Genomic DNA, 22480 nt, shown 5'->3' on the forward strand with positions numbered 1-22480 from the left:
GAAAGTAAAATGGGTAAGCAAGTCAGGTAGGATTACTTGACTTGCCAATGCCTAAAAAAAACCTAAAGACAATTATTCAACAAATCTCAAACTTTAACTGTAGTCTAATTTATAGGGGGTCGGGACAGCCACGGAGACCATTACGAGCCAGACAGTAATCAAGAAAATCAATCTAAGAACGAAAACGATCATGCAATACATCAGCATTAAAAAATTTGCATTGGCCTGGGGAGTGGCAGGAGTTATATTCTACCTGGGCTGCATTATACTGATGGTCACAATAGGCCATGAAGGTACCATCTGGTTTTTCAACAGTTTGCTTCACGGACTTGATATCAGCTCTATCGTTAGAATGAACATACCCTGGACTGAAGCATTAATAGGCTTGGTAGAAACGTTTATTCTGGGTTGGCTATTTGGAGCGCTGATAGCAGCGGTTTACAATATCTCTTTTAACAAAAAGTACCAATGATTAAGTAAGGATAGTAGTGGATAAAAAATAAACAAATGAAAGATAAAACCGAAGTAGTAATTGTGACGGGAAGCAGTGGAATGATAGGCTCGACCTTAATTCATAAGCTAGCTGAAAAATACCATGTTGTTGGATTTGACCAGGACGGCTATCCTTTTCCGCCCGTGGAAGCAGAATGTGTATGTGTGGATCTCACCAGCGATGACCGAATGGACTTTGCATTCAAAAGAATTCGCTACGCCTATGGTAACAAAATAGCATCGGTTGTGCATCTGGCCGCTTATTATGATTTCTTAGGTGAACCCTCTGATCTGTATGATAAGGTGACTGTGAAAGGTACGGAGCGGATGCTGAAATACTTGCAGGATTTTGAAGTTGAGCAATTCATTTTTTCAAGCAGTATGTTGGTGTATAAACCTTCGTCCCCCGGAGTTCTCATCACTGAAGCATCACCTTTGGAACCCAAATGGGACTATCCGAAATCTAAAGTCACCACCGAAAAAGTAATGCATGAAAAACGGGGTGAAATTCCAATAATGCTAATGCGCATAGCGGGGGTGTATAGTGAAGAAGGCAGTTCAATTCCCATCACAAATCAGGTGCAGCGTATTTATGAAAAGCAAATTTCAGCACGGCTCTATCCTGCCAACACAGCGCATGGCAGCACTTATGTGCACCGTGATGATGTAATCAATGCCATTGCACTGGCCATTGAAAAAAGGAATGACGTTCCAAAGGAAGTCATATTGAATATTGGCGATGACGAAACCCTGACTTATCAGGAATTGCAGGACATAATAAGTACGGAAATTAATGGGAAGAAATCTAACATTATTCATATACCTAAATGGTTTGCCAAAGCTGGGGCATTTATGCAAAACCTATTTGGAAAAACCTTCATAAAACCCTGGATGATCGACTTGGCCAACGATCACTTTGAAATGGACAGTTCCAAAGCTAAAAAGTTGTTGGGCTGGCAACCCAAACACGGTTTGCGAGATACCCTGCCCAAAATGATTGAGAAATTAAAGGCCAATCCAGAAAAATTTTACAAAGACAATAAACTAGGGGAAAGCCCTGAAAAATGATGGCAGATCAACAGCATAAAATGGAAGGTATGGGTTCACGAGGTGTTACCCGACCGATGATGGACACGGAAGGCAATGAGCACATGGATATGAGTGCCATGAAAATGAGTACAGATGATCGCATGACAATGCTGAAAGAACACCACAAACAAACGCTCTGGGTGTACTGGGTCATTGTATTGTTGGGTCTTTGGATGATCACTTCCCCGCTCACTTTTGATTATGGAAAAAATGTAGTATCACCTGCCGGCGGAAGGCCTGTATGGTTGTCACTTAGTGATCGCATTGCAGCCATGTATTGGAGTGATATCATCAGTGGATTCTTACTGGTTGTTTTTGGTTGGCGGTCACTTAAGCCTAACCGACCTTATAGCGTTTGGATCATTTGTTTTATCGGGATCTGGATCAGTATGGCACCGCTGTTGTTTTGGGCACCAACCGCTGTAGCTTATTATAACGGAACCATGGTCGGAGCCTTAATTATTGCTTTATCTATTCTCATACCCGGCATGCCCAACATGATTACGTTTATGAAAATGGGAGGCAATGTGCCAACCGGTTGGAGTTACAATCCTTCAAGCTGGCCGCAGCGTGCTATTATGATTGGCCTGGCATTTATCGGGTGGCTGGCATCCCGCTATTTGGGGGCATTTCAATTAGGCTATGTAGATATTGCCTGGGATCCCTTTTTTGGCGACGGCACCTTAAATGTTTTGAACTCCGATATGTCGCATAGCTGGCCCATTTCAGATGCGGCACTCGGCACACTCGCCTACACGCTGGAATTTTTAATGGGATTTATGGGGGGAGCTTCCCGATGGCGAACTATGCCGTGGATGGTCACCTTTTTTGGTTTTTTGGTCATTCCACTAGGTTTGGTGAGTATATTCTTAGTGATTTCCCAGCCGCTTACGGTTGGCGCCTGGTGTGCCCTTTGCCTTTTTTCCGCCATTATTATGCTTCCCATGATTCCCTTACAAATTGATGAAGTAATAGCTATGTGGCAACACATGGTGCAACGAAAACAAAAAGGGGATTCGTTATGGAAAGTGTTTTGGAAAGGTGGCGATGCACTTTCTACTGAAAACGATCAACGTTCTCCTGAATTGGCAACATTTGTTGATAGCCCGTGGAAAGTTTCCAAATCATCATTATGGGGAATGACGGCGCCTTGGCAGTTAACAATTTCTGTATTTATTGGGTTTTGGTTGATGATTTCTCCGTTCGTTTTCAAGATGGGAATTGAAACATCCGGTGCCAATCTAAACCATTTGGGTGGAGCACTCGCGATCGTTTTGCGGTAGTAGCTATGGCTGAAGTACTTAGAGTCTTTCGTTATTTCAACGTTTTATTAGGCTTGGCACTGGTTGTGATGCCGTGGTTAGTAGAAGATAGCAATATGATACATACGATAAGCAGTAGTCTGGCCGGACTTATCATAATGGCACTTTCCTTTTCAAAAGGAAAAATCAAAGAAAAATATGGCCTTTGGGATAAATATGTGGTGTAAAAAGGATTTGTTAGTGAATATTATTGGGGAATTTTTAATTACACACAAAAGTTAATCAACCATCATGCGTAATGCCTTGCTCGTCATAATAACATGCCTTCAACTTGTCTCTGTAATAATGCATGGTCAGGCGAAAGAAATGTTTATTGAACAAATTGCAGGAAAAAAAATAGAACGTGAAAACTTTGACAAGAACGAACAGCTTTTAGGCAAACAAATTTTCATAATAGGAGATTTGAAGCACGATGGGGAAACGTATAAAGTAGATGTGGTTACAGAGTTGTACAATGAAAAGAGCCAACTAAATGAAAAATACACCACCACTTACCGCTGCAATCCCAAAGAGCTAGATGTATTATTGAACGTATTTCCATTTAGTGATCCGGATGATGAGAAGATAAAAGTGGAGGTAACCTCTGAAGATTTTAAGGATATGTATGATTTACGACGTGGGGGTGACTTAAAAGACATTCATTTGAAGATGAGCATAGAGTCAGGAGTGCTAAGCTTTTTTGGATCAAAAAGTCTAATTACGATTAAAAATAGAAACGAGAAAAAAGAAAACGGACAGATAAATATCAGCAGCAATGCTGTAGTTGAAGCTTATTTGATGGGCATTAAGATCAAAACGATCAATTTTGAGATAGAAGAGTATCTTACAGAAGATTATGGTTTACAACAACAGAAATTCACAGAGGATACTGGAGCTTATTTTACTATGAGTTATGGTGGCGAATACTGATGACTAAATTTTGCTAAACAGAAGTTATGGATACTTACAAAAAGAATAGTTTAAGTTTAACCGGAGCAGTGGCGCTTGGTACTGGAGTGATGATAGGTGCTGGTATTTTTGCTTTGCTCGGTCAGGTGGCTGAGCTTTCCGGAGCTTTGTTTCCCTTAGCTTTTTTGGTAGGAGCCGTCATCTCTGCTTTTAGTGCCTATACTTATATCAAAATGTCCAATGCTTTTCCATCAGCCGGTGGCATTGCCATGTACCTAAAAAAGGCCTATGGTCCGGGTACAATCACTGCCGCGGGATCGCTATTAATGGCTTTTTCAATGGTGATTGGTGAAAGTTTGGTAGCGCGCACATTTGGAACATATACTTTACAGCTTTTTGATGTACAGAAAAATAGTGTTTGGATACCTATTTTGGGTGTATTACTATTAGTCGTTGCCTTTTTGGTTAATATTTCTGGTAATAAGGTGATTGGCCGCTCTTCTCTGATATTGGCAGTTATCAAAATAGGAGGTCTGGCCATTTTCGCCATTGGTGGCCTGTGGGCAGCAGGCTTCTCGTTTTCTGAAGCCTTGCCTTCATCTATCTCTGGTGACCATACGGCAACCAGTTATATAGCGGCTTTGGCTTTTACCATTCTGGCTTATAAAGGCTTTACCACTATTACAAATAGCGGGGGTGAGATTGAAAAGCCAAATAAAAATGTGGGTCGTGCCATTATCATTTCGCTCTTTATTTGCACGTTGGTGTATTTACTCGTGGCTTTGGCAGTATCAGCAAATTTGACAATCCCGGAGATTAAAGCCGCCAAAGATTTTTCACTGGCAGAAGCTTCTAAACCTGCATTTGGAAAATACGGCTTATGGTTTACTGTGGGTATTGCCATTGTAGCTACTATTTCAGGGGTCATTGCCAGCATATTTGCCGTTTCGAGGATGACTGCAATGCTCACTGAAATAAAACTAATCCCACACAAACATTTCGGAATGCCAGGTGGATTGCAAAAGCACATGCTGGTTTATACTGTAATTATTGCCATTACCCTCACGGCATTTTTCGACTTAACCCGTATCGCTTCTCTGGGAGCTATTTTTTACTTAACCATGGACATAATACTCCAGTGGGGTGTACTAAAAAATCTTAGAAAAAAAGTAAAAATTAATGGCGCAATCGTTATTGCTGCCATTCTACTTGACCTACTAGTATTAGGCGCATTTCTCTGGATCAAAGCTTCCACCGACATTTTAGTAATAGTGGTTTCCGTAATACTGATGTTTTTAGTATTTGTTGGAGAAAGGTGGTTTTTACAATGGAAATCAGATGAAAAAGAATAAAAAATAGAAAGTATGACTAAAGCAAATAGCAAGGCATCTTACGACACATTGAGCGAAGCTACTAACGCATTAATAAAGGAAGGATATGTAGAAGACCTCAATCTGAAACCTGACTGCCTGGAATGCCTCACTTCCAAACTACAATTGCACCCGGAAGATTTTGAAGTGGATGCTTTTTATCGGTTTGAAGGAATGAGTAACGCTGATGATAATAGCATTGTGTATGCCATCACCGGTAACAATGGCACTAAAGGCATATTGGTTGATGCTTATGGGGTATACAGTAGCAGCCTCAATGAAGCAATGATTCAAAAACTTAAAATGACCGCTTAATGATTGAGCTAATAAAATATCCACGCTTCCGCCAAAACAAGCTGATAGAACTGAGGCTAAAAAAGCACTGAGAAAGGAATGAGCAACCGAGCCTGTAATGAAGATAAAGCGTGTTGATCATATAGCGATATTCGCGTTGAATGCGCAGTTGATCAAGAAAAGCATAAATAGAAGTTAGACATGAATTTTAATTTGAACCTATTTATCACTCCGGTTATCGCGCTCGGCCTCGTGCTATTAGCGTATTTTTATTCTAGAAAAAGGGTAGAAAGCCACCCGGCTTATCACAAATATTTGATACTGGTAGGCAGCCTTGCCTTTTTCTTTAATTGGGCATGGGAAGTAACTCAAGGTCCACTCTATGCAGGGTTTAAGTTTGATCTGGCACACATCAGTTTTTGCGGACTGGCCTCTGTTGCCGATATGCTCATGGTGTATGCACTATTGTTTGGTTTTGGCCTCATATACAAGGATGTATTTTGGATCAAAAAACTAACCATACGAGGTGTTTTGTGGTTGATGCTGGCGGGATGGCTGGGAGCAATCCTGGCGGAGATACGCCATACTTCAGCAGGCAACTGGGCTTATGCGGATGCGATGCCCTTACTTCCGTGGGTGGATGCCGGGCTTTTACCGGTGCTACAGTTCACCCTGCTTCCCACCATCATATTTTTTCTCACGAAAAAGATTGTGAAATTCGACACATTGAAACAATCGAAATGAACACTCTGTGTGGAACTGCTAAATTTGTCTATACAAAATCCTGCAAACACTAAAAGTCAGGAAAATAAAAAGGATGAAACTTAAAACTAACCTATGGAAATTTATTTATACATAGCCATTTGTCTTTTAATAATTGTGGCTTATGATTTTTTCTTTACCGTTATTTCTATTAACGGAGCAGGTCTTATAACGTCCATGATCTCTAAAGGAATAGCCAGATGCTTTCTTTGGATGAACACCAAAGCTGTTAACAGAACCATTTTACGATTTTCGGGTGTTGCCATAATACTTGCTTTAATATGTTGGTGGCTTGGTGCACTTTGGATTGGATTTTTCTTGTCACTATTATCTGACCATACTGCAGTCATGGATGCCAGTAGTGCAACAGCAGCTCCAACGATAGATAAATTTTATTTTAGTGGCTATATGCTTTCTACATTAGGGAATGGTGATTTTGTACCTGGATCATCGGGCTGGAAGGTAATGACAGCGATATTCTCTTTTTCGGGTTTCATTTTTATTACTACAGGTATGACTTATCTTATTTCAGTATCATCAGCTGTATTACACAAAAGGTCACTGGCTTTATTTATAGCCAACCTGCTGTATGTGAAAGATGAAGGCGATAAGGTTCAGGCTGTCATTAGAAATGGAGATCAGCTTCGAAACATGATCAATAAACACAATCAAAATCATCTAGCCTATCCTATTGTACATTATTTCTATAGTACAGACGAAACTACATCTCTTGCACCTAACCTGGCGCGCATAGATCAGCTATTGGTAGATGCGCTTAAAAACAATGTTGATAGTAATACCCTGCACCCACTATACCACTCTATGAACAGCTACCTACATACGGTGAATGGCACTTTCGTAAAAACGGTGGGTACGTTATCCGAAAATGAGAATGACAAGCTTGCCGATAAGGATATTCGAAAAGCACTCTTTAAGGATATCTTGAAAAGTGATGGATGGGATTCTGACATCTTGAAAACGACGTCAGGTTAAGTAGAAAAATATTTTCAAAATATGTTTGTGTGAATATGTCATGCAATTAGACAAGTGAAAAAACGACATTCCTTGCAATTCCTTACATTGCAAGAAGATTTGAGTAAATGAAATCAAACAATAACGAGATTATGAAAACAATTATATGTTTACTCATTATAACGGCAAGCAGCTTGTCGCTATTCTCTCAGGATAGTGAGCCTTGCTATTTTGACCAGGTAACGAATAAAAAATCCTTATTGGAATCTGAACGTCAAATTCAGGCGAAAATAAATCAGCGATTAATCTCCGGAAATGAGAGATCTTCATCAGATAGTATTCGAACGATTCCTGTGGTTGTACACATTATCCATAATGGCGGTATAGAAAATATTTCTGAAGCTCAAGTGCAAAGTCAGATTCAAGTCCTTAACGAAGACTTCGGGAAAATTGCTGGCACAAACGGTGATGGCAGCGGCGTAGATACAGAAGTACGCTTCTGTATGGCAAAAATAGATCCTGATGGCAACTGCACAAATGGAATAGTAAGGGTAAAATCTCCGCTTAGCAACCATCAAGCTTATCAGCGCCCATTGCTCAAAGCACTTAGCTTTTGGGATAATACCCGCTATTTAAATATTTACATTGTAAAGAGCATCAACGGTAATGTTGGTGGTTATTCTTCATTTCCAGGTGGCCCGCCAGATGAAGATGGAATAGTTGTGAGACATAACTTATTTGGAAATATGGGAACAGCATCTGCTGGCCTTGGACGCACAACAAGCCACGAAGTTGGTCATTGGTTTGGACTTTATCACACTTTCAATAATGGTTGTGGTACAGACCCTTGTACAGATGGAGACTACGTATGTGATACACCACCACAGGCCGGGCCGAGTTACACTTGTGTTAACCAAAACACCTGCTCCAATGATATGCCAGATTTAAATGATTTGAAAGAAAACTATTTGAATTACACACCGGATGCGTGTCAGAGTATGTTTACTGCCGGACAGTCGGAACGAATACATGCTACACTCGACACCATTCGTACAGAAATTTGGCTCGCAACAAACCTTGTGGCTACGGGGTGTGATAGTAATTATGTTGCCCCCGAAAATTGTCCTATTGCGGCTGATTTTGTTACGCTCAACACAGATATATGCAATGGAAATAGTGTGTATTTTATGGATAAGTCGCTTAATAACCCAACGAGCTGGCAATGGACCTTTACAGGTGGCGAACCGGAAAGTTCAACGGAACAAAACCCAACTGTTACATACAATTCTGTTGGTACTTTTGCTGTAAAACTGGTCGTTTCTGATGGAATCAGCAGCGATAGTCTTGAGACAACGGGTTACATCACGGTAAGTGTACCAGGTACAGGCGACGCTCTTGGATTTGAAGAAAATTTTGACAGCGGTATATATCCCCCTTCCAACCTGATTATTAATAATCTGGATGGTGGCATAACCTGGGAGTTGGATTCGATGGCATCGGTTTCAGGAAATTATTCCATCAAAATCAACAATCTCATTAATACGAATTATGGCTCTACAGACGAACTTGTATTGCCTTACTTAGATCTAACTACCGCTAATCCTGATTCAAACGTTTATATGAATTATAAATGGGCTTACGCTAAATCCGATCCAACTTTTTCGGATGAAATGCTGGTTTTGCTCTCTGTAGATTGTGGTGTTAATTACAGTCAGATATTTTACAGAACTCAAAATGGATTAACAACTGGGCCCGTCCAAACAACGCCGTTTGTTCCCGATTCTTCCCAATGGAAAAATGCGCATATCTCGCTCAATAGTTACCGCGATGAACCTTACGTACAGCTTAAAATTGTAAATGTTACTGATGGGGGAAACAACCTGTATATTGACAATATAAATGTGGTCGGGGGCACTAATTTCGCTACCCATATAAATGAAGTACCAAATGATATATCTAATCTTAAACTTTATCCAAACCCTGCCACAAACAAGGCTACTCTGGAATATTCGCTTGCGCAGAAAAGTAAGGTAACCATCGGAGTCTATAATCTACAAGGGCAATTAATGCGCTCATTAAATGACCAGAATATGACCCAGGGAAACCACAATATCACCATCTCAACGGAAGGGTTTGAACAAGGAATTTATTTTATAAAAATTCAAGCAGCAACAACGCCTAAAACAATGAAACTTGTAATTCTGAATAATTGAAAGCTGTAGAATGCTTGATGATTACATAATTCAACAACAAACACACATAATCATATAACACCCCTTTAATTTACAAAACGTATATTTGTACCAATGCGCAAAGCCATCGCCATATCACTTTCGTTTATCCTGTTGCTCAGCAATGTGGGGTTAACGCTTGCAAGCCACTATTGTGGCGGAAAAGTGGTGGAGTCGCAGTTTATGATTGGCGCAAAAAATCTGGATTGTGGAATGCCAGATATGGACACAACTTGCGCGAATGACGATGCTGCCAATACGGTTCAGTCCATTCCATGTTGTGAAAATCACTACACGACCGCAAGTATCAAGGATGGTTTTACCGCAACAAGCCTTAGTCCTATTCCAAACGCCATTTTTATTCAGGCCTTTGTAGCCACTTTTATTGATTTCACATTCGCCCGCGAATCTCTAAGGGACGATTTTTTCACTTACCTGCCCCCGGTCACACAACCCGATATTACTATTCTTTTTCAGGTTTTCCGTATCTGATTTGATGATTAATTAGTGTTTCGCAATAAGCCGATATTCCATCGCTTTTGCTTCATTATTTTATTTCATCAAATCATATTTTCATGCTGAATAAAATCATTCGCTATTTTTTAGAGAATAAGCTGGTTACCATTCTTATTCTGATAGCTATTGTAACCTGGGGAATTGTGGTTTCTCCTTTCAACTGGGATACCGGTTTTTTACCGAAAGACCCTGTACCAGTAGATGCCATTCCCGACATTGGTGAAAACCAACAAATTGTTTTTACCCAATGGCCCGGGCGTTCGCCACAAGACATTGAAGATCAAATTTCGTATCCGCTCACCACTTATTTATTGGGTATTCCGGGAGTGAAAACGATCAGAAGCTCTTCCATATTTGGATTTTCGAGTATCTATATCATCTTTTCGGAAGATGTGGAATTCTATTGGTCGCGTTCCCGAATTCTGGAAAAGCTAAGTTCTATTCCCGCAGGACTCTTGCCCGATGCGGTTAATCCAACACTGGGTCCAGATGCAACCGCACTGGGGCAGGTATATTGGTACACTATTGAAGGACGCGATAAAGATGGCAACACTACGGGTGGCTGGGATCTCCACGAAATTCGCACCGTCCAGGATTTTTACGTGAAGTACGGACTCAACGCCACTGAAGGTGTTTCGGAAGTGGCTTCCATTGGTGGATTTGTGCAGGAATATCAGATAGATGTAAACCCGGATGCTCTGCTCGCCTATAAAATACCGCTTGAAAAAGTGATGATGGCGGTGCAAAAATCCAATAAAGATGTAGGCGCCAAAACCATCGAAATCAACAAAGCCGAATACCTGGTACGCGGACTCGGGTATGTAAAAAACATAGAAGATATTGAAAAAGCAGTAGTGGCCGTGCAGGACAATGTACCTGTGCGAATAAAAGACATTGGCAAGGTTAGCCTTGGGCCAGCAGCTCGTAGGGGCTTGCTCGATAAAGGTGGCGCCGAAGTAGTAGGTGGTGTGGTAGTTGCCCGTTACGGCTCCAATCCGCTGGAAGTAATTAATAATGTGAAAGGCAAAATTGCAGAAATTGCTCCCGGACTGCCCAAAAAGATTTTACCAAATGGTGTGGAAAGCCAGCTTACCATCATTCCTTTTTACGACCGGACGGAACTCATTCAAGAAACGATTGGCACGCTCGAAACTGCCCTTTCGCACGAGATACTTATCAGCATAATCGTTGTGCTTATTTTGGTTTTAAATCTGCGTGCATCCATCATTATTTCAGGTCTGCTGCCGGTAGGCGTATTGATGACGTTTATAGTTATGCAATATTCGGGGGTAGATGCCAATGTGGTTGCCCTTTCGGGGATAGCCATTGCGATAGGAGTCATGGTAGATGTGGCCATTGTGTTTATAGAAAACATTCTGCGCCACCTGGACATGCCCGAAAACAAAGGCGTGCGCGGTAGGGAACTTCTCGAAGTAATTTATGAAGGAACCACAGAAGTAGCATCGGCTATTATCACCGCTCTCGCCACTACTATTGTGAGTTTTATTCCCGTTTTTGCGATGGAAGCGGCAGAAGGAAAGCTGTTTAAACCTTTGGCTTTCACCAAAACCTTTGCATTGCTCGGGGCTCTTGTACTCGGTCTGGTGGTGCTTCCGGCATTGGCGCATATCCTTTTTGGAATTAACTACGACAAGAAAAAAGTGCGTCGCTTTTGGAGTAGCCTGTTGATTGCTTCCGGACTTGTTGTGGCCATCTATTTTGGAACACTTTTGCCGCTGGCACTTTGTTTAATCGGTATAAACGGATTGCTCGAGAAAAAATGGCCGGAGCGGTATGAAAAGTTTCCAAATTATATAAATCTCGCACTTACGGTTTTTGTGGCTTCGTTTTTTCTTACCAAAGAATGGATGCCCCTTGGCGTTGTAAATAGCCTGCTTGTCAACTATATTTTTGTGCTTTTTCTAATCGGAATTATCTTGGCGGCCTTGCTCTCTATCGTCCGTTTTTACGCGCCTGTTCTTAAGTGGTGTTTGGCCAATAAGGGCAAGTTTATGCTAATCCCTTTGTTCACTTTACTGCTGGGTATTTTGGCTTGGAAAGGTTTTGACAAGTCTTTTGGTTTTGTGGCCAAAGGCGGCGAAAAAATAGGGTGGAATATACGCGACACCGGATTTTGGGAAACATCTTCGGATTTCTTTCCGGGAATAGGTTCAGAGTTTATGCCTTCGCTAAATGAAGGTAGCTTTTTGCTGATGCCCACATCCATGCCCCACTCGGGAATGGAGTACAACAGAGAAGTGTTGGGGCAAATTGATATGCTCGTCAGCGCCATACCCGAAGTAGATATGGTGGTGGGAAAACTTGGGCGTGTTGAGTCTGCGCTCGATCCGGCACCAATCTCGATGTTCGAAAATGTAATTAATTACAAGCCCGAATATATGCTTGACCAAGATGGACATCGTCGAAGGTTTAAAGTGGATAATCAGAATAGGTACATAACGACATCCGGCGACAGCCTAACCAATGAAAATGCGCTGAAAGCAGATTTGACAGACGTCGATCTTATTCCCGACGAACAAGGAGAATATTTTCGAAACTGGCGTCCCGAAATTAAATCGCCTGATGATATCTGGGACGAGATAGTCCGCGTGACTAAAATACCCGGAGTAACATCCGCCCCAAAATTACAACCTATTGAAACTCGGCTTGTGATGCTTCAAACGGGAATGCGTGCACCCATGGGAATAAAAGTCTACGGCCCAAAACTGGAAACAATTGAAGCTTTTGGTCGCGAACTTGAAACGATCTTAAAAGAAGTGCCTTCGGTAAAAGCCGAAGCCGTTTTTGCGGATCGGATTGTAGGAAAACCCTATTTGCATTTAAATATAAACCGCGAAGAGATTTCCAGATACGGTTTGAATGTGGCCGATGTACAGCAAACTATTGAAACTGCAATTGGTGGTATGAAAATAGGTTCGACAGTAGAAGGCAGGGAGCGCTTTCCGATACGGGTGCGCTATCCGCGTGAACTCCGCGACGATCCGGAAGCACTCAAGAAAATAATGGTTGCTACTCCCACAGGTGCACAGATTCCAATGGGTCAGCTGGTTGATTTTGAGTACAAACGCGGCCCACAAGCCATTAAAAGCGAAAACACTTTTTTAACGGGATATGTACTTTTTGACAAGCGGGAAGATTTTGCTGAAATTGATGTAGTAAACAGCGCTCAAGCGGCCATTCAAAATAAAATTGATACCGGTGAGCTTACCGTTCCTGCGGGGATAAGCTATAAATTTTCAGGAACTTACGAGAATCAAATTCGGGCAGTTAAGCGCCTTTCAATTGTGATTCCAATAAGTTTGCTCGTCATTTTCTTGCTGCTTTTCTTCCAGTTCAAAACCGTTATCGCATCGTCTATTCACTTTTCGGGAGTTTTTGTTGCGTTCGCTGGGGGGTTCATAATGCTCTGGCTCTACGGCCAAGGTTGGTTTATGGATTTTTCTATTGCAGATATAAACATGCGTGAGCTGTTTCAAATGCATACTATTAATTTAAGTGTGGCAGTTTGGGTAGGTTTTATAGCCCTTTTCGGGATAGCTACCGATGATGGGGTGATTATGGGAACATACATCCATCAGGTATTTGAAAAGAGAAAACCCGACACCATTACAGAAGTTCGCGATTCGGTGCTCGAAGCAGGCCAAAAAAGGGTTCGACCGGCAATGATGACGACTGCTGTGACGATTATTGCGCTACTGCCCATACTCACATCAACAGGAAAAGGTGCAGACATCATGATTCCTATGGCGATACCCACTTTTGGTGGGATGACCATTCAGATCATGACCATGTTTGTGGTTCCCGTTTTACAGTCTTACTGGCGCGAAACGGTCATCCGAAAACAAGAACGCAGAAGTTTGAATGCCGAAACACAAAACCTAAAATTGAATTGATATGATCTACAAAGGACTAAAATCAACACGCATATCGATGAGCAGGTTTAATTTTTATAAAATGATGACTTTAAAAGGCTTCCTATTCGCATTAACAGTCTTCTTTTCAGCGCAGTTAAGTGCTCAGACTCTGGAAGATTATTACCGAATAGCGGCAGAAGACAATCCCGGTTTAAAGGCCAAGTACACCGATTTTGAAGCATCGCTGGAGCGCGTTGTGCAGGTAAATTCCCTGCCCGATCCTACGTTTTCTTTTGGCTATTTTCTCTCACCGGTAGAAACACGCGTAGGGCCACAGAGAGCTAAGTTTTCGCTTTCGCAGATGTTTCCGTGGTTTGGTACACTAAGTGCTCGTGGCGATGTTGCTACGCTGAATGCAGAAGCCAAATATCAGGCTTTTCTGGATGCCCGAAATGCGCTTTACTATCAAGTTTCTGCAATCTATTATCCGCTTTATGAATTGCGCGAATTGCAGGAAATTGAAGTTGGAAATATCCGAATTCTCGAATCTTTCAAAACAATTGCCACAAGCAAATTTGAAAATGGAAGTGGCAGCCTGGCCGATGCACTGCGCGCGGATATAACCCTTCAAGATGCAATTGTGGAACTTGCAATTTTGCAAGAAAAGGAAAATGGAATGCACGCTGCATTTAACAAGCTGTTGAACCGACCGTACAATGCTGCCATTGAAATATCAGACACGCTAACGGTTCAGAATGCACCCATCGTGTTTCAGCCAGATTCGATACTCTCTCGCAATCCATCTTTGGCTTCACTTTCGCTTCAGGCACAAGCCGCCGAAGCGCAACAAATAGCTGCTCAAAAACAGGGGTTGCCTGCTTTTGGCGTTGGGATAGATTATGTTTTGGTCGATAAACGCACAGACATGGACATGCCCAAAAACGGTCAAAATGTTTTGATGCCCATGGTTACGATGAGCATTCCGATTTTTCGGGGAAAGTATAAGGGAGCCATTCGCGAAGCAGAATTATTACAGGAGTCGTTTGAATTAAAAAAACAAGACTATTCAAATTCTCTGCTTTCGTCGTTTCACAAAGTTCAATTTGACTTAAAAAAACAAACGGATCTTATCGCGCTCTATCGCCGGCAGGTTGTAACAACGCAGCAAACTATGAACCTGCTTTTATCGGCTTACGCCAATAGCGGGAATGATTTTGAAGACGTATTAAACATTCAGAAACAGCTCTTGAAATATCAGCGAACGTTAGTAAACGCTTTGGTACAATACAATATATCCTTTGCAGAAATGGACTACATAATGTCTCGCAACAATTAAATTTTAGATCATGAAAAAAACACAAAATATAAAAGTCGCAATAGCAATAAGTATTGCTTTGATTGTGGGGATTGGCATTGGTTCTTTTTTCAGTTCATCTGGAAATACTGAAACAGTAGCTGATAGCGATGGTGTGAACGCAACTGTAGAAGTGCAGGACGAAGTATGGACATGTTCTATGCACCCACAAATACGACAGCCCGAACCGGGAGATTGCCCAATATGCGGCATGGATTTAATCCTTCTGGAAAGTGATGGCAATAGCGGTATGGATCCAGATGCCATTGCCATGACGCCAGCCGCCATGAAGCTTGCCAGAGTTGAAACGCAAATTGTAGGCGGTGGATCTGCAAATGAAAAAACGCTTAAATTAAACGGGAAAATAACCGAAGATGAGCGCCTGGTTTATGTTCAATCCAGCCACATTCCCGGAAGGATAGAAGACTTGAAAATAAACTTTACAGGCGAGTACGTTTCCAAAGGAGAAGTTATAGGGCGCATCTATTCTCCCGATTTGGTTACCGCGCAACAAGAACTTTTCGAAGCCCGAAAAATTAAAGATACCCAGCCCGCCCTGTACAATGCAGCTATGCAAAAGCTCAAAAATTGGAAAATTGGCGAAAGCACTATTCAGAATATTATGAGTGCCGAAAATATTCAGGAAAACTTGCCAATTACTGCCGGTATCTCGGGATATGTTACTGAAAAACTGGTAAATCTTGGTGATTATATCGGCCAAGGCCAGCCACTTTACAAAATAGCAAACCTGTCTGAAGTATGGGTTATGTTTGATGTATACGAATCTGAAATGCAATGGGTTAAAAAAGGTGATAAGGTAGATTTTACTGTGGCTTCCCTTCCGGGGAAAACATTTTCGGGAACCATTGATTTTATCGATCCAATAATTAATTCAGAAACCCGAGTGGCGAAGGCAAGGGTTTCTATAAAAAATCCCGACAACCAGTTAAATCCGGAGATGTTTGTAAGCGGTGAAATTAAATCCCAACTTTCTGGAAATACTGAAATTGCCGTACCCAAAACAGCAGTAATGTGGACTGGAAAACGATCTGTTGTTTACGTAATGCAGCAAACAGAAACTTCCACGACCTTTCAAATGCGCGAAGTGACTTTAGGAGCTGCACTTGGCGACAGCTATTTAATAACCGATGGCCTTAAAGCCGGTGAAGAAATTGCGGTAAACGGAACATTTAGCATAGACGCGGCCGCACAACTTGCCGGCAAGCCAAGCATGATGTCGCCCGATGGTGGTGCTGCAACGACCGGCCACAACCATGGGAGCACGACGACAGCAAACGAAAGTGATAAAACCGTAAAGGAAAAAGCCGATCCCGAAACGGTTGCTGCGTTAGACAAAATCGTTGATGGGTACCTGCAACTAAAAACCGCTCTTGTAAATGATGATTTTGCCAAAGCGAAAACCGCCGTAGAAAAATTAGACAAGCAAATGACAAATACTTCTATGAAAAGCTTCAAAGGCAAATCGCATGATGTCTGGATGCAAGAACAGGTCGAGATTCAAGGTGCTTTAAAAAAGATGACCGATATAGATTCGGCCAGGGGTCAATTAGAAACAGTTTCTGAAGGTATCCTGAAATTACTAAAGGCAACCAACTATTCTGGGCGAACGATTTACGTGGATTTCTGCCCCATGGCAAATGACAACCAGGGCGCAATATGGCTCAGTACCGAAGAAGAAATCGAGAATCCATATTTTGGAAGTGCAATGTTGGGGTGCGGAGAAATACATGAGACAATTGAAAAATAATATGCGCTCCGCCGACTGGAAGGAGTGCGTATGTATGGGCATGCGCCTTGCGGAATTTATGGAACACAATAAGCATATCGTCTGTATTCTGCATTAAAGCTAAAATAATTGATCTTAAAAAATAAATGAAAGAATGTTGTAAAACGGGCGACGAAAAAGCCCCTTCAACTTTTAAAAAAATTACCAGCCGGATTGTTTGGGGAATTGTGATTCTCATAATAATCAGCCTGACTATCATACAAATATTTAATCTTTAATAACGTCTGATAAACGGACACAAAAACCAAATAAAATGAAAAAGTCAATTTTTATGTTTGCCTTAGCGGCAATGACAGTAACAGCCTGCAACAGCCAGACAGGTAAAGAAGAACACGGAACAGAATCGCATAGCGATGAAATGATGCATGATGAACATGACGGTGATCACGACCAAAAATCTGACAAAAAGATGGCCAATACCGAATCAATGCAAATCAAAAAATCTGATGCTACTGCACCTTTGCTTTCGGCATATCTTGATATGAAAGATGCGCTTGTAAATGATGAATCATCAAAAGCGGCGAGCGAAGGCAAAAAACTTTACAAGGCAATTGAAAGCTTTGATGTGGAAGCAAATGCAAACGGTCAAAAAGATGAAGTTGTCGAAATTTTGGCAGATGCAAAAGAGCACGCCGAGCATATTTCTGCTAATGACGGAAATATTGGACACCAGCGCGAGCATTTTGAGACGTTGAGTATCGATATGAAAGATCTGATTGCCATAGCTGGGGCAGACCGGGAACTCTATCAGGAATATTGCCCAATGTACAATGATGGCCAAGGTGGAATGTGGCTCAGCGACAATAGCGAAATACGCAATCCTTTTTATGGAAGCAAGATGCTGAAGTGCGGTAAGGTTCAGGCGGAAATCACTTTAAAATAGTGTCTGTCCATAAAGCCCGCTATCGGCGTTGCACTTTTTTCGAAAACAGTCATTGACAAGGGTCAACTCCTTGATTTTCAAAAATGCGTGCGCCTTGCTATCGGACTTTCTTGCTCAGACACTTGAGTGAGCTTAGTGGATCACATGCGCGCAGAAAGTAATTGTCAGATTTCAACCAAGACGAAAATTTGCGCATTTGTCGATCAAATGTCTGGAGATAAGGGAATGTGGTGGAGAAGATTCAGCATTGTGAAAATCTGCTAATCAACTTCCTACCCGCGCCCTGTGCATTCCTCTCGGCGAAAGGCCTCGTCGGATGCAGAAGGGCGCCAACGCGCGCTTCATGCATAAGAGCAACTCACATCATGGAGAGCAAGGCCGCCACCATGTACTTGGATCATTAAATCAAAGGTTTCAAATGGAACGATGAACTGTGCGGTGGGCGCTCCCCTATAGGGGCTGGGGGCGCGTGTGGGCTTTGATAATAATACTTTGAAATAAGGTGGTAGAAGATTCAAAAGTTGAATCTTCTACCACTACTCCAAGTCAAAATTCACCAATATGAAAAAGCTAAAAATCATCTTAATAATCGCCATAATCATCTTTGCCGGAATACAATTTATTCCCACAGAAAGGAATATATCAAATGAAGTACCCGAAACCGACTTTATAAAAATGTACGACCCACCCGAAAATGTGGCGAACATATTGCAAAATGCCTGTTACGATTGCCATAGCAATAATACAGCTTACCCTTGGTACAATAAGGTGCAGCCGGTGAGTTGGTTTTTGGAAGGACATATTAATGAAGCCAAGGAGCATTTGAATTTTAGTGAATTTGGGCAATTAAGCGATCGGAAAAAGCGGAGCAGAATAAAGTCTATCGCAGGTCAGATTAAAGATGGCGAAATGCCGCTATTCTCTTATAAAGTACTTCACAAGGAAGCCCGTCTTGATTCTGAAGCGCAGGCATTGGTGATAGAATATATGCAAAACCTGAAAATATAAACCCCACCAAAGACTAAGAGCAATGGAGACAATTTATATTAAAAGCATGGTTTGTCCGCGGTGCATTAAAACGGTGGAATCCATTGTTTCAGGTTTAGGCTATTCAGATGCCGTAGTTAAGCTTGGCTATATTGAAAATGCAAGTATTCGCTCGTTTATAGAACTTGATAAAAGGCTTAAAGAAGAAGGTTTTGAGCGATTGGTCTCCAATAATGAAATCATTTGCGAAAAGGTAAAACTCGTTTTGATTGATCTCATTACCAATGCGAATTTGGATGAGCTTAGCATGAATATATCTGATTACATCTCTGCGAAAGTTGAAATGCCTTATTCAACTGCGGCCACTTATTTTAAAAAGACTTGTAATCATTCTGTAGACAGTTACTGGCAAGCGCTCCGCATGGAAAAAGCAAAAGAATGGTTGAGCTATGAAGATCATACAGTTACAGAAATTGCCCAAAAGGTTGGGTATAATTCTCTACAATCTTTTAGCAAAGCTTTCAAATTAGCCGTTGGTCATAGTCCTTCCGTGTTTCGTAAGCAAAAACCATCAACGCGAAAGCTTCTTAATGATCTGTAATTCTGTGAATCGTAATTAGTGCAAGGTGACACTCTTTTTGGGCTTTCCCCAAAAAAATTGACGCGATAATATCTTACTTCACCTTACGATCGAAAAATGAAGGTAAAATAAGTTGATGTTAAATAGGCGTAGAATTACCAACGGCTATACTTCCTCACAGTTTTGGGTGAATTTTGGATGTAATGCGCCAATTATCGTTTTGGACTATATTCTATTATTTGGAATCTCCCAGTAGAAAAGGTTACTCTAACTGCGTTTTTTTAGTCATCAAAAATGTGAATTGTAAAAAACAAGTCCACTAACTTTTTAATGCGAGAAAAGAATCAATGATTGCTTTTTGAAGTATATTTATAAACGAATTGATGTATGACATTTTGATACAACTTATCTACTTTTAGGTAGTGACATAATTTCATTCTCACAAGCTAATTTTGATCTGATGGTAAATTTTAAAGCCTTACAAAAAGCAATGCTAATTATCTTAATTGGCATTGCTTCTTCTTTTTCATCGCTTGCGCAAGAATCAGACTTGTTTGAGAAATTGGGAGATTACCGAAAGTTCAGCCTAATGATTGGGCCAACTTTGTATCATTCGGCTGAAAGCCGAATAACATCCGGCACAATGGCACCGGAGAATTTACCAATTTGGGGAATTTCGGGTGGATTTGAAGTTGATATTAGACCCGAACGACAATGGTCTTTTGTTACCGGAATGATTTTCGCCAAGGAACCATCTTATCATATTAGGTTGAATATAAAACAAGAAGATATCCCTTCACGAACATCTGATTTAATTGATAAAGCCCGTGATTCATATGTGCCGACATTGTCGCTTCCTCTTCTAATAACTTATAAACTTCCTCTAAGCGAAAGTCAATTTTTAGAGTTCCGAACTGGTGGCAAAGTAAAAATTTTCCCGTCCGCCGATATCCTATACAGTCTAACATATCAAGACGATATGTCAGGCACTCGGGAACTTTTTCGTCTAACAATGGAAAACACGGAGAAATTCTACTTCGGTAGTTTTTTATTTGGTGCCGGGATAACAACATTGTTTAATAGTTTTTTGATAAAAACCAACCTGCTTTATACCCTTAACTTTCAAGACACTTACAGAGGCGAATATGCATTTGCAAATTTGAGTGTTTCGGGTAGCTCAACAGGCACTTACGCTTTATCAGGCAATAACGTGTCGCTTATGTTTAGTATCGCCTTTAAAAAGCCCGAGAATCGCATTAAAGACTATTATTAAAAACCGACAATGAATATCTCATCACTAACAAACTACAAGAAATCTATCCTGATAGTTTTGACTTTATTTCTTGGTCAAGGGGTTTTTGGACAAAATGGGTTTTATGCCGGCGTAGAAATGGGCGTATTATCAGGCAGGTTTCACTATACCAATGAAAAAGGGTATTCACTTTCTCAAGGCTCTGTAGGAACCATAGTTGGCGTACATTTTGGTAAAAGAAAGAATGGGTTTTATTATCAGACCGGAATCTATCGCAGCAAGCCCTATCATCCATTTGCGGAAATAAATTATGACACTTGGAAACCATCAAAATCTTTCTCTGCTTCAGACGGTATTGAAAATTACAGGATACCGCTTTACGTTGGAAAGGAATTTAAAATTTATAAACGCTTTTACGGGGGTGTAGGTCTTGGTTTTAACACGATAATATCTAGAGATGTTGGGGTGGTGAGTGGGTTTGGAACGGTTTATTACGACCCTTCTCAACCAGTTCTTACAGCGACCGGAGATTCTACTTGGGGAGTTGTAAGAGTAGAAAGTAGATGGAATTTTGGATTTGAATCTGTTTTCACTATCGGAATGCGTTCGAAGGGTAATTTCGACTATTTTTTGAAAGCTGGCTATTTAGCACATTTCAAGCCCTTTTCAAATGAAACAATCATTCATTATTCCAATCAAGAAACAATAACTGCAAGCCGTGTTGGATTAAATTCGCTGACAATTTCATTCGGTTTAAGTTATCGTTTTCGAAATCGAATAAGAGATTCTACTGAAAAGGCTTTTTAGGGTATTAAGATAATATTTTCGGGTGAAATCATTTGCAAGAAGATAAAGCTGGTTTTGATTGATCTGATTACAAATGCAAAGTTGGATGAACTTACCATGAATGTATAGTTGTATCGAAATAATTTATCGTACTATTTTTCGGGGTTTAGATGATTTTATTTTTTACAAACATTAATCAAAAATAAAGCTATCAACTGATGTAGAGCTTTCTATGTGTTTTTATTTTATATTTTATTTTCCGTTTATTTTCTTTTGAAAACAATATCTACAATTTCTGATTGCACCCGCCAGATTTAAATTACCTAAAGCTATCATCCTATCAACAGCCTTTCAAATATCATTTGGATAGACTTCACTAAGTCTGTTTTATAGCTGATTGGCAGTCTTTGCGAATGGAAAAGGCAAAAGAATGGTTGAGCTATGAAGATCATACAGTTACAGAAATTGCCCAAAAGGTTGGGTATAATTCTCTACAATCTTTTAGCAAAGCTTTCAAATTAGCCGTAGGTCATAGTCCTTCCGTGTTTCGTAAGCAAAAACCATCTACGCGGAAACTTCTTAATGATATGTGATACAAGGTATTATATTTTTGATAAGTTTCATCAGAAATATGACAATAGTGCAAATGGGAGTTTGGAATTATTTTGGCAACCTGTTTTAAACACCAAAAAAAATAGAAATGAAAGACTCAAAAGACTTACTTCAAAAATTAGCTGATTGCATAGCCGCATGTGAAAATTGTGCCAACGCCTGTCTGGAAGAAGACATGGTAAAAGAAATGATAAGCTGCATTAAAACAGATCGCGACTGCGCAGATATTTGCAACACAACTTACAGATTGGTGGCAAGGAATTCTGATAACGCGAGAGCGATGCTGAAAGTCTGCGCTGACATTTGCAGAAAATGCGCTGACGAATGCGAACAACACGATATGCAACATTGCCAGGATTGTGCAAAAGCTTGTCGTGAATGCGAAAAGGCTTGTAAAGCGGCTTAAAA

At 40.9% G+C, this 22480-nt stretch carries 21 protein-coding genes; all 21 read left to right on the forward strand.

Annotation, left to right across the window (positions count from 1 at the left end; genetic code table 11):
• Positions 1-190: 190 nt before the first annotated feature.
• The 21 genes from G3O08_RS09880 to G3O08_RS09975 all read left to right on the forward strand — a co-directional run bounded on the left by G3O08_RS09880 (position 191) and on the right by G3O08_RS09975 (position 22478).
• Positions 191-472: a DUF5676 family membrane protein gene (locus G3O08_RS09880; protein WP_163285206.1), complete on the forward strand. Its 282-nt coding sequence runs from the start codon at positions 191-193 to the stop codon at positions 470-472.
• 35 nt (positions 473-507) lie between these two features.
• Complete coding sequence (locus G3O08_RS09885) at positions 508-1560, forward strand: NAD-dependent epimerase/dehydratase family protein (protein WP_163285207.1); 1053 nt, start codon at positions 508-510, stop codon at positions 1558-1560.
• Positions 1557-2864 (forward strand): vitamin K epoxide reductase family protein, encoded by a 1308-nt coding sequence (locus G3O08_RS09890; protein WP_204336838.1) that lies wholly within the window; start codon positions 1557-1559, stop codon positions 2862-2864. Before G3O08_RS09885 ends, G3O08_RS09890 begins: the two co-directional genes overlap by 4 nt.
• A gap of 5 nt (positions 2865-2869) precedes the next feature.
• On the forward strand, positions 2870-3070 hold the full coding sequence (locus G3O08_RS20905) for a hypothetical protein (RefSeq protein WP_204336839.1): 201 nt from the start codon (positions 2870-2872) through the stop codon (positions 3068-3070).
• A 64-nt stretch (positions 3071-3134) separates the two neighbouring features.
• The gene (locus G3O08_RS09895) at positions 3135-3812 is read left to right on the forward strand and encodes a protein kinase family protein (RefSeq protein ID WP_163285208.1); all 678 of its coding nucleotides are present in this window, start codon (positions 3135-3137) and stop codon (positions 3810-3812) included.
• Positions 3813-3838: 26 nt separating this feature from the next.
• Positions 3839-5143 carry an APC family permease gene (locus G3O08_RS09900; protein WP_163285209.1) on the forward strand — a complete coding sequence of 435 codons (1305 nt, stop codon included), beginning with the start codon at positions 3839-3841 and terminating at the stop codon, positions 5141-5143.
• 12 nt (positions 5144-5155) lie between these two features.
• Complete coding sequence (locus tag G3O08_RS09905) at positions 5156-5476, forward strand: phosphoribosylpyrophosphate synthetase (protein WP_163285210.1); 321 nt, start codon at positions 5156-5158, stop codon at positions 5474-5476.
• Positions 5477-5656: 180 nt separating this feature from the next.
• Positions 5657-6199 carry a hypothetical protein gene (locus tag G3O08_RS09910; protein WP_163285211.1) on the forward strand — a complete coding sequence of 181 codons (543 nt, stop codon included), beginning with the start codon at positions 5657-5659 and terminating at the stop codon, positions 6197-6199.
• Between the two features lie 93 nt (positions 6200-6292).
• Positions 6293-7210 (forward strand): potassium channel family protein, encoded by a 918-nt coding sequence (locus G3O08_RS09915; protein ID WP_163285212.1) that lies wholly within the window; start codon positions 6293-6295, stop codon positions 7208-7210.
• A gap of 131 nt (positions 7211-7341) precedes the next feature.
• The gene (locus G3O08_RS09920; protein ID WP_163285213.1) at positions 7342-9402 is read left to right on the forward strand and encodes a M43 family zinc metalloprotease; all 2061 of its coding nucleotides are present in this window, start codon (positions 7342-7344) and stop codon (positions 9400-9402) included.
• 93 nt (positions 9403-9495) lie between these two features.
• On the forward strand, positions 9496-9912 hold the full coding sequence (locus G3O08_RS09925) for an HYC_CC_PP family protein (protein ID WP_163285214.1): 417 nt from the start codon (positions 9496-9498) through the stop codon (positions 9910-9912).
• A gap of 83 nt (positions 9913-9995) precedes the next feature.
• On the forward strand, positions 9996-13850 hold the full coding sequence (locus tag G3O08_RS09930; protein WP_163285215.1) for an efflux RND transporter permease subunit: 3855 nt from the start codon (positions 9996-9998) through the stop codon (positions 13848-13850).
• A 1-nt stretch (position 13851) separates the two neighbouring features.
• Positions 13852-15147, forward strand: coding sequence for a TolC family protein (locus G3O08_RS09935; protein ID WP_239541120.1), 1296 nt, complete (start codon positions 13852-13854; stop codon positions 15145-15147).
• 10 nt (positions 15148-15157) lie between these two features.
• Positions 15158-16933 (forward strand): efflux RND transporter periplasmic adaptor subunit, encoded by a 1776-nt coding sequence (locus tag G3O08_RS09940; RefSeq protein WP_163285216.1) that lies wholly within the window; start codon positions 15158-15160, stop codon positions 16931-16933.
• Between the two features lie 292 nt (positions 16934-17225).
• Positions 17226-17855 carry a DUF3347 domain-containing protein gene (locus tag G3O08_RS09945; protein ID WP_163285217.1) on the forward strand — a complete coding sequence of 210 codons (630 nt, stop codon included), beginning with the start codon at positions 17226-17228 and terminating at the stop codon, positions 17853-17855.
• Between the two features lie 561 nt (positions 17856-18416).
• Complete coding sequence (locus G3O08_RS09950; protein WP_163285218.1) at positions 18417-18863, forward strand: heme-binding domain-containing protein; 447 nt, start codon at positions 18417-18419, stop codon at positions 18861-18863.
• Positions 18864-18885: 22 nt separating this feature from the next.
• Positions 18886-19443 (forward strand): helix-turn-helix domain-containing protein, encoded by a 558-nt coding sequence (locus G3O08_RS09955; protein WP_163285219.1) that lies wholly within the window; start codon positions 18886-18888, stop codon positions 19441-19443.
• 469 nt (positions 19444-19912) lie between these two features.
• Positions 19913-20695, forward strand: coding sequence for a hypothetical protein (locus G3O08_RS09960; protein WP_163285220.1), 783 nt, complete (start codon positions 19913-19915; stop codon positions 20693-20695).
• A gap of 9 nt (positions 20696-20704) precedes the next feature.
• Positions 20705-21481, forward strand: coding sequence for a hypothetical protein (locus G3O08_RS09965; protein ID WP_163285221.1), 777 nt, complete (start codon positions 20705-20707; stop codon positions 21479-21481).
• Between the two features lie 392 nt (positions 21482-21873).
• Entirely contained in the window at positions 21874-22053 is a 180-nt protein-coding gene (locus G3O08_RS21865; RefSeq protein ID WP_163285222.1) for a helix-turn-helix domain-containing protein, read from the forward strand.
• Between the two features lie 107 nt (positions 22054-22160).
• Positions 22161-22478, forward strand: a complete 318-nt coding sequence (locus tag G3O08_RS09975) for a four-helix bundle copper-binding protein (RefSeq protein ID WP_163285223.1) — start codon at positions 22161-22163, stop codon at positions 22476-22478.
• The last annotated feature ends 2 nt before the right edge of the window (positions 22479-22480 follow it).

The sequence above is a fragment of the Cryomorpha ignava genome (assembly GCF_010686655.1).
GTDB classification, from domain to species: Bacteria; Bacteroidota; Bacteroidia; order Flavobacteriales_D; family Cryomorphaceae; genus Cryomorpha; species Cryomorpha ignava.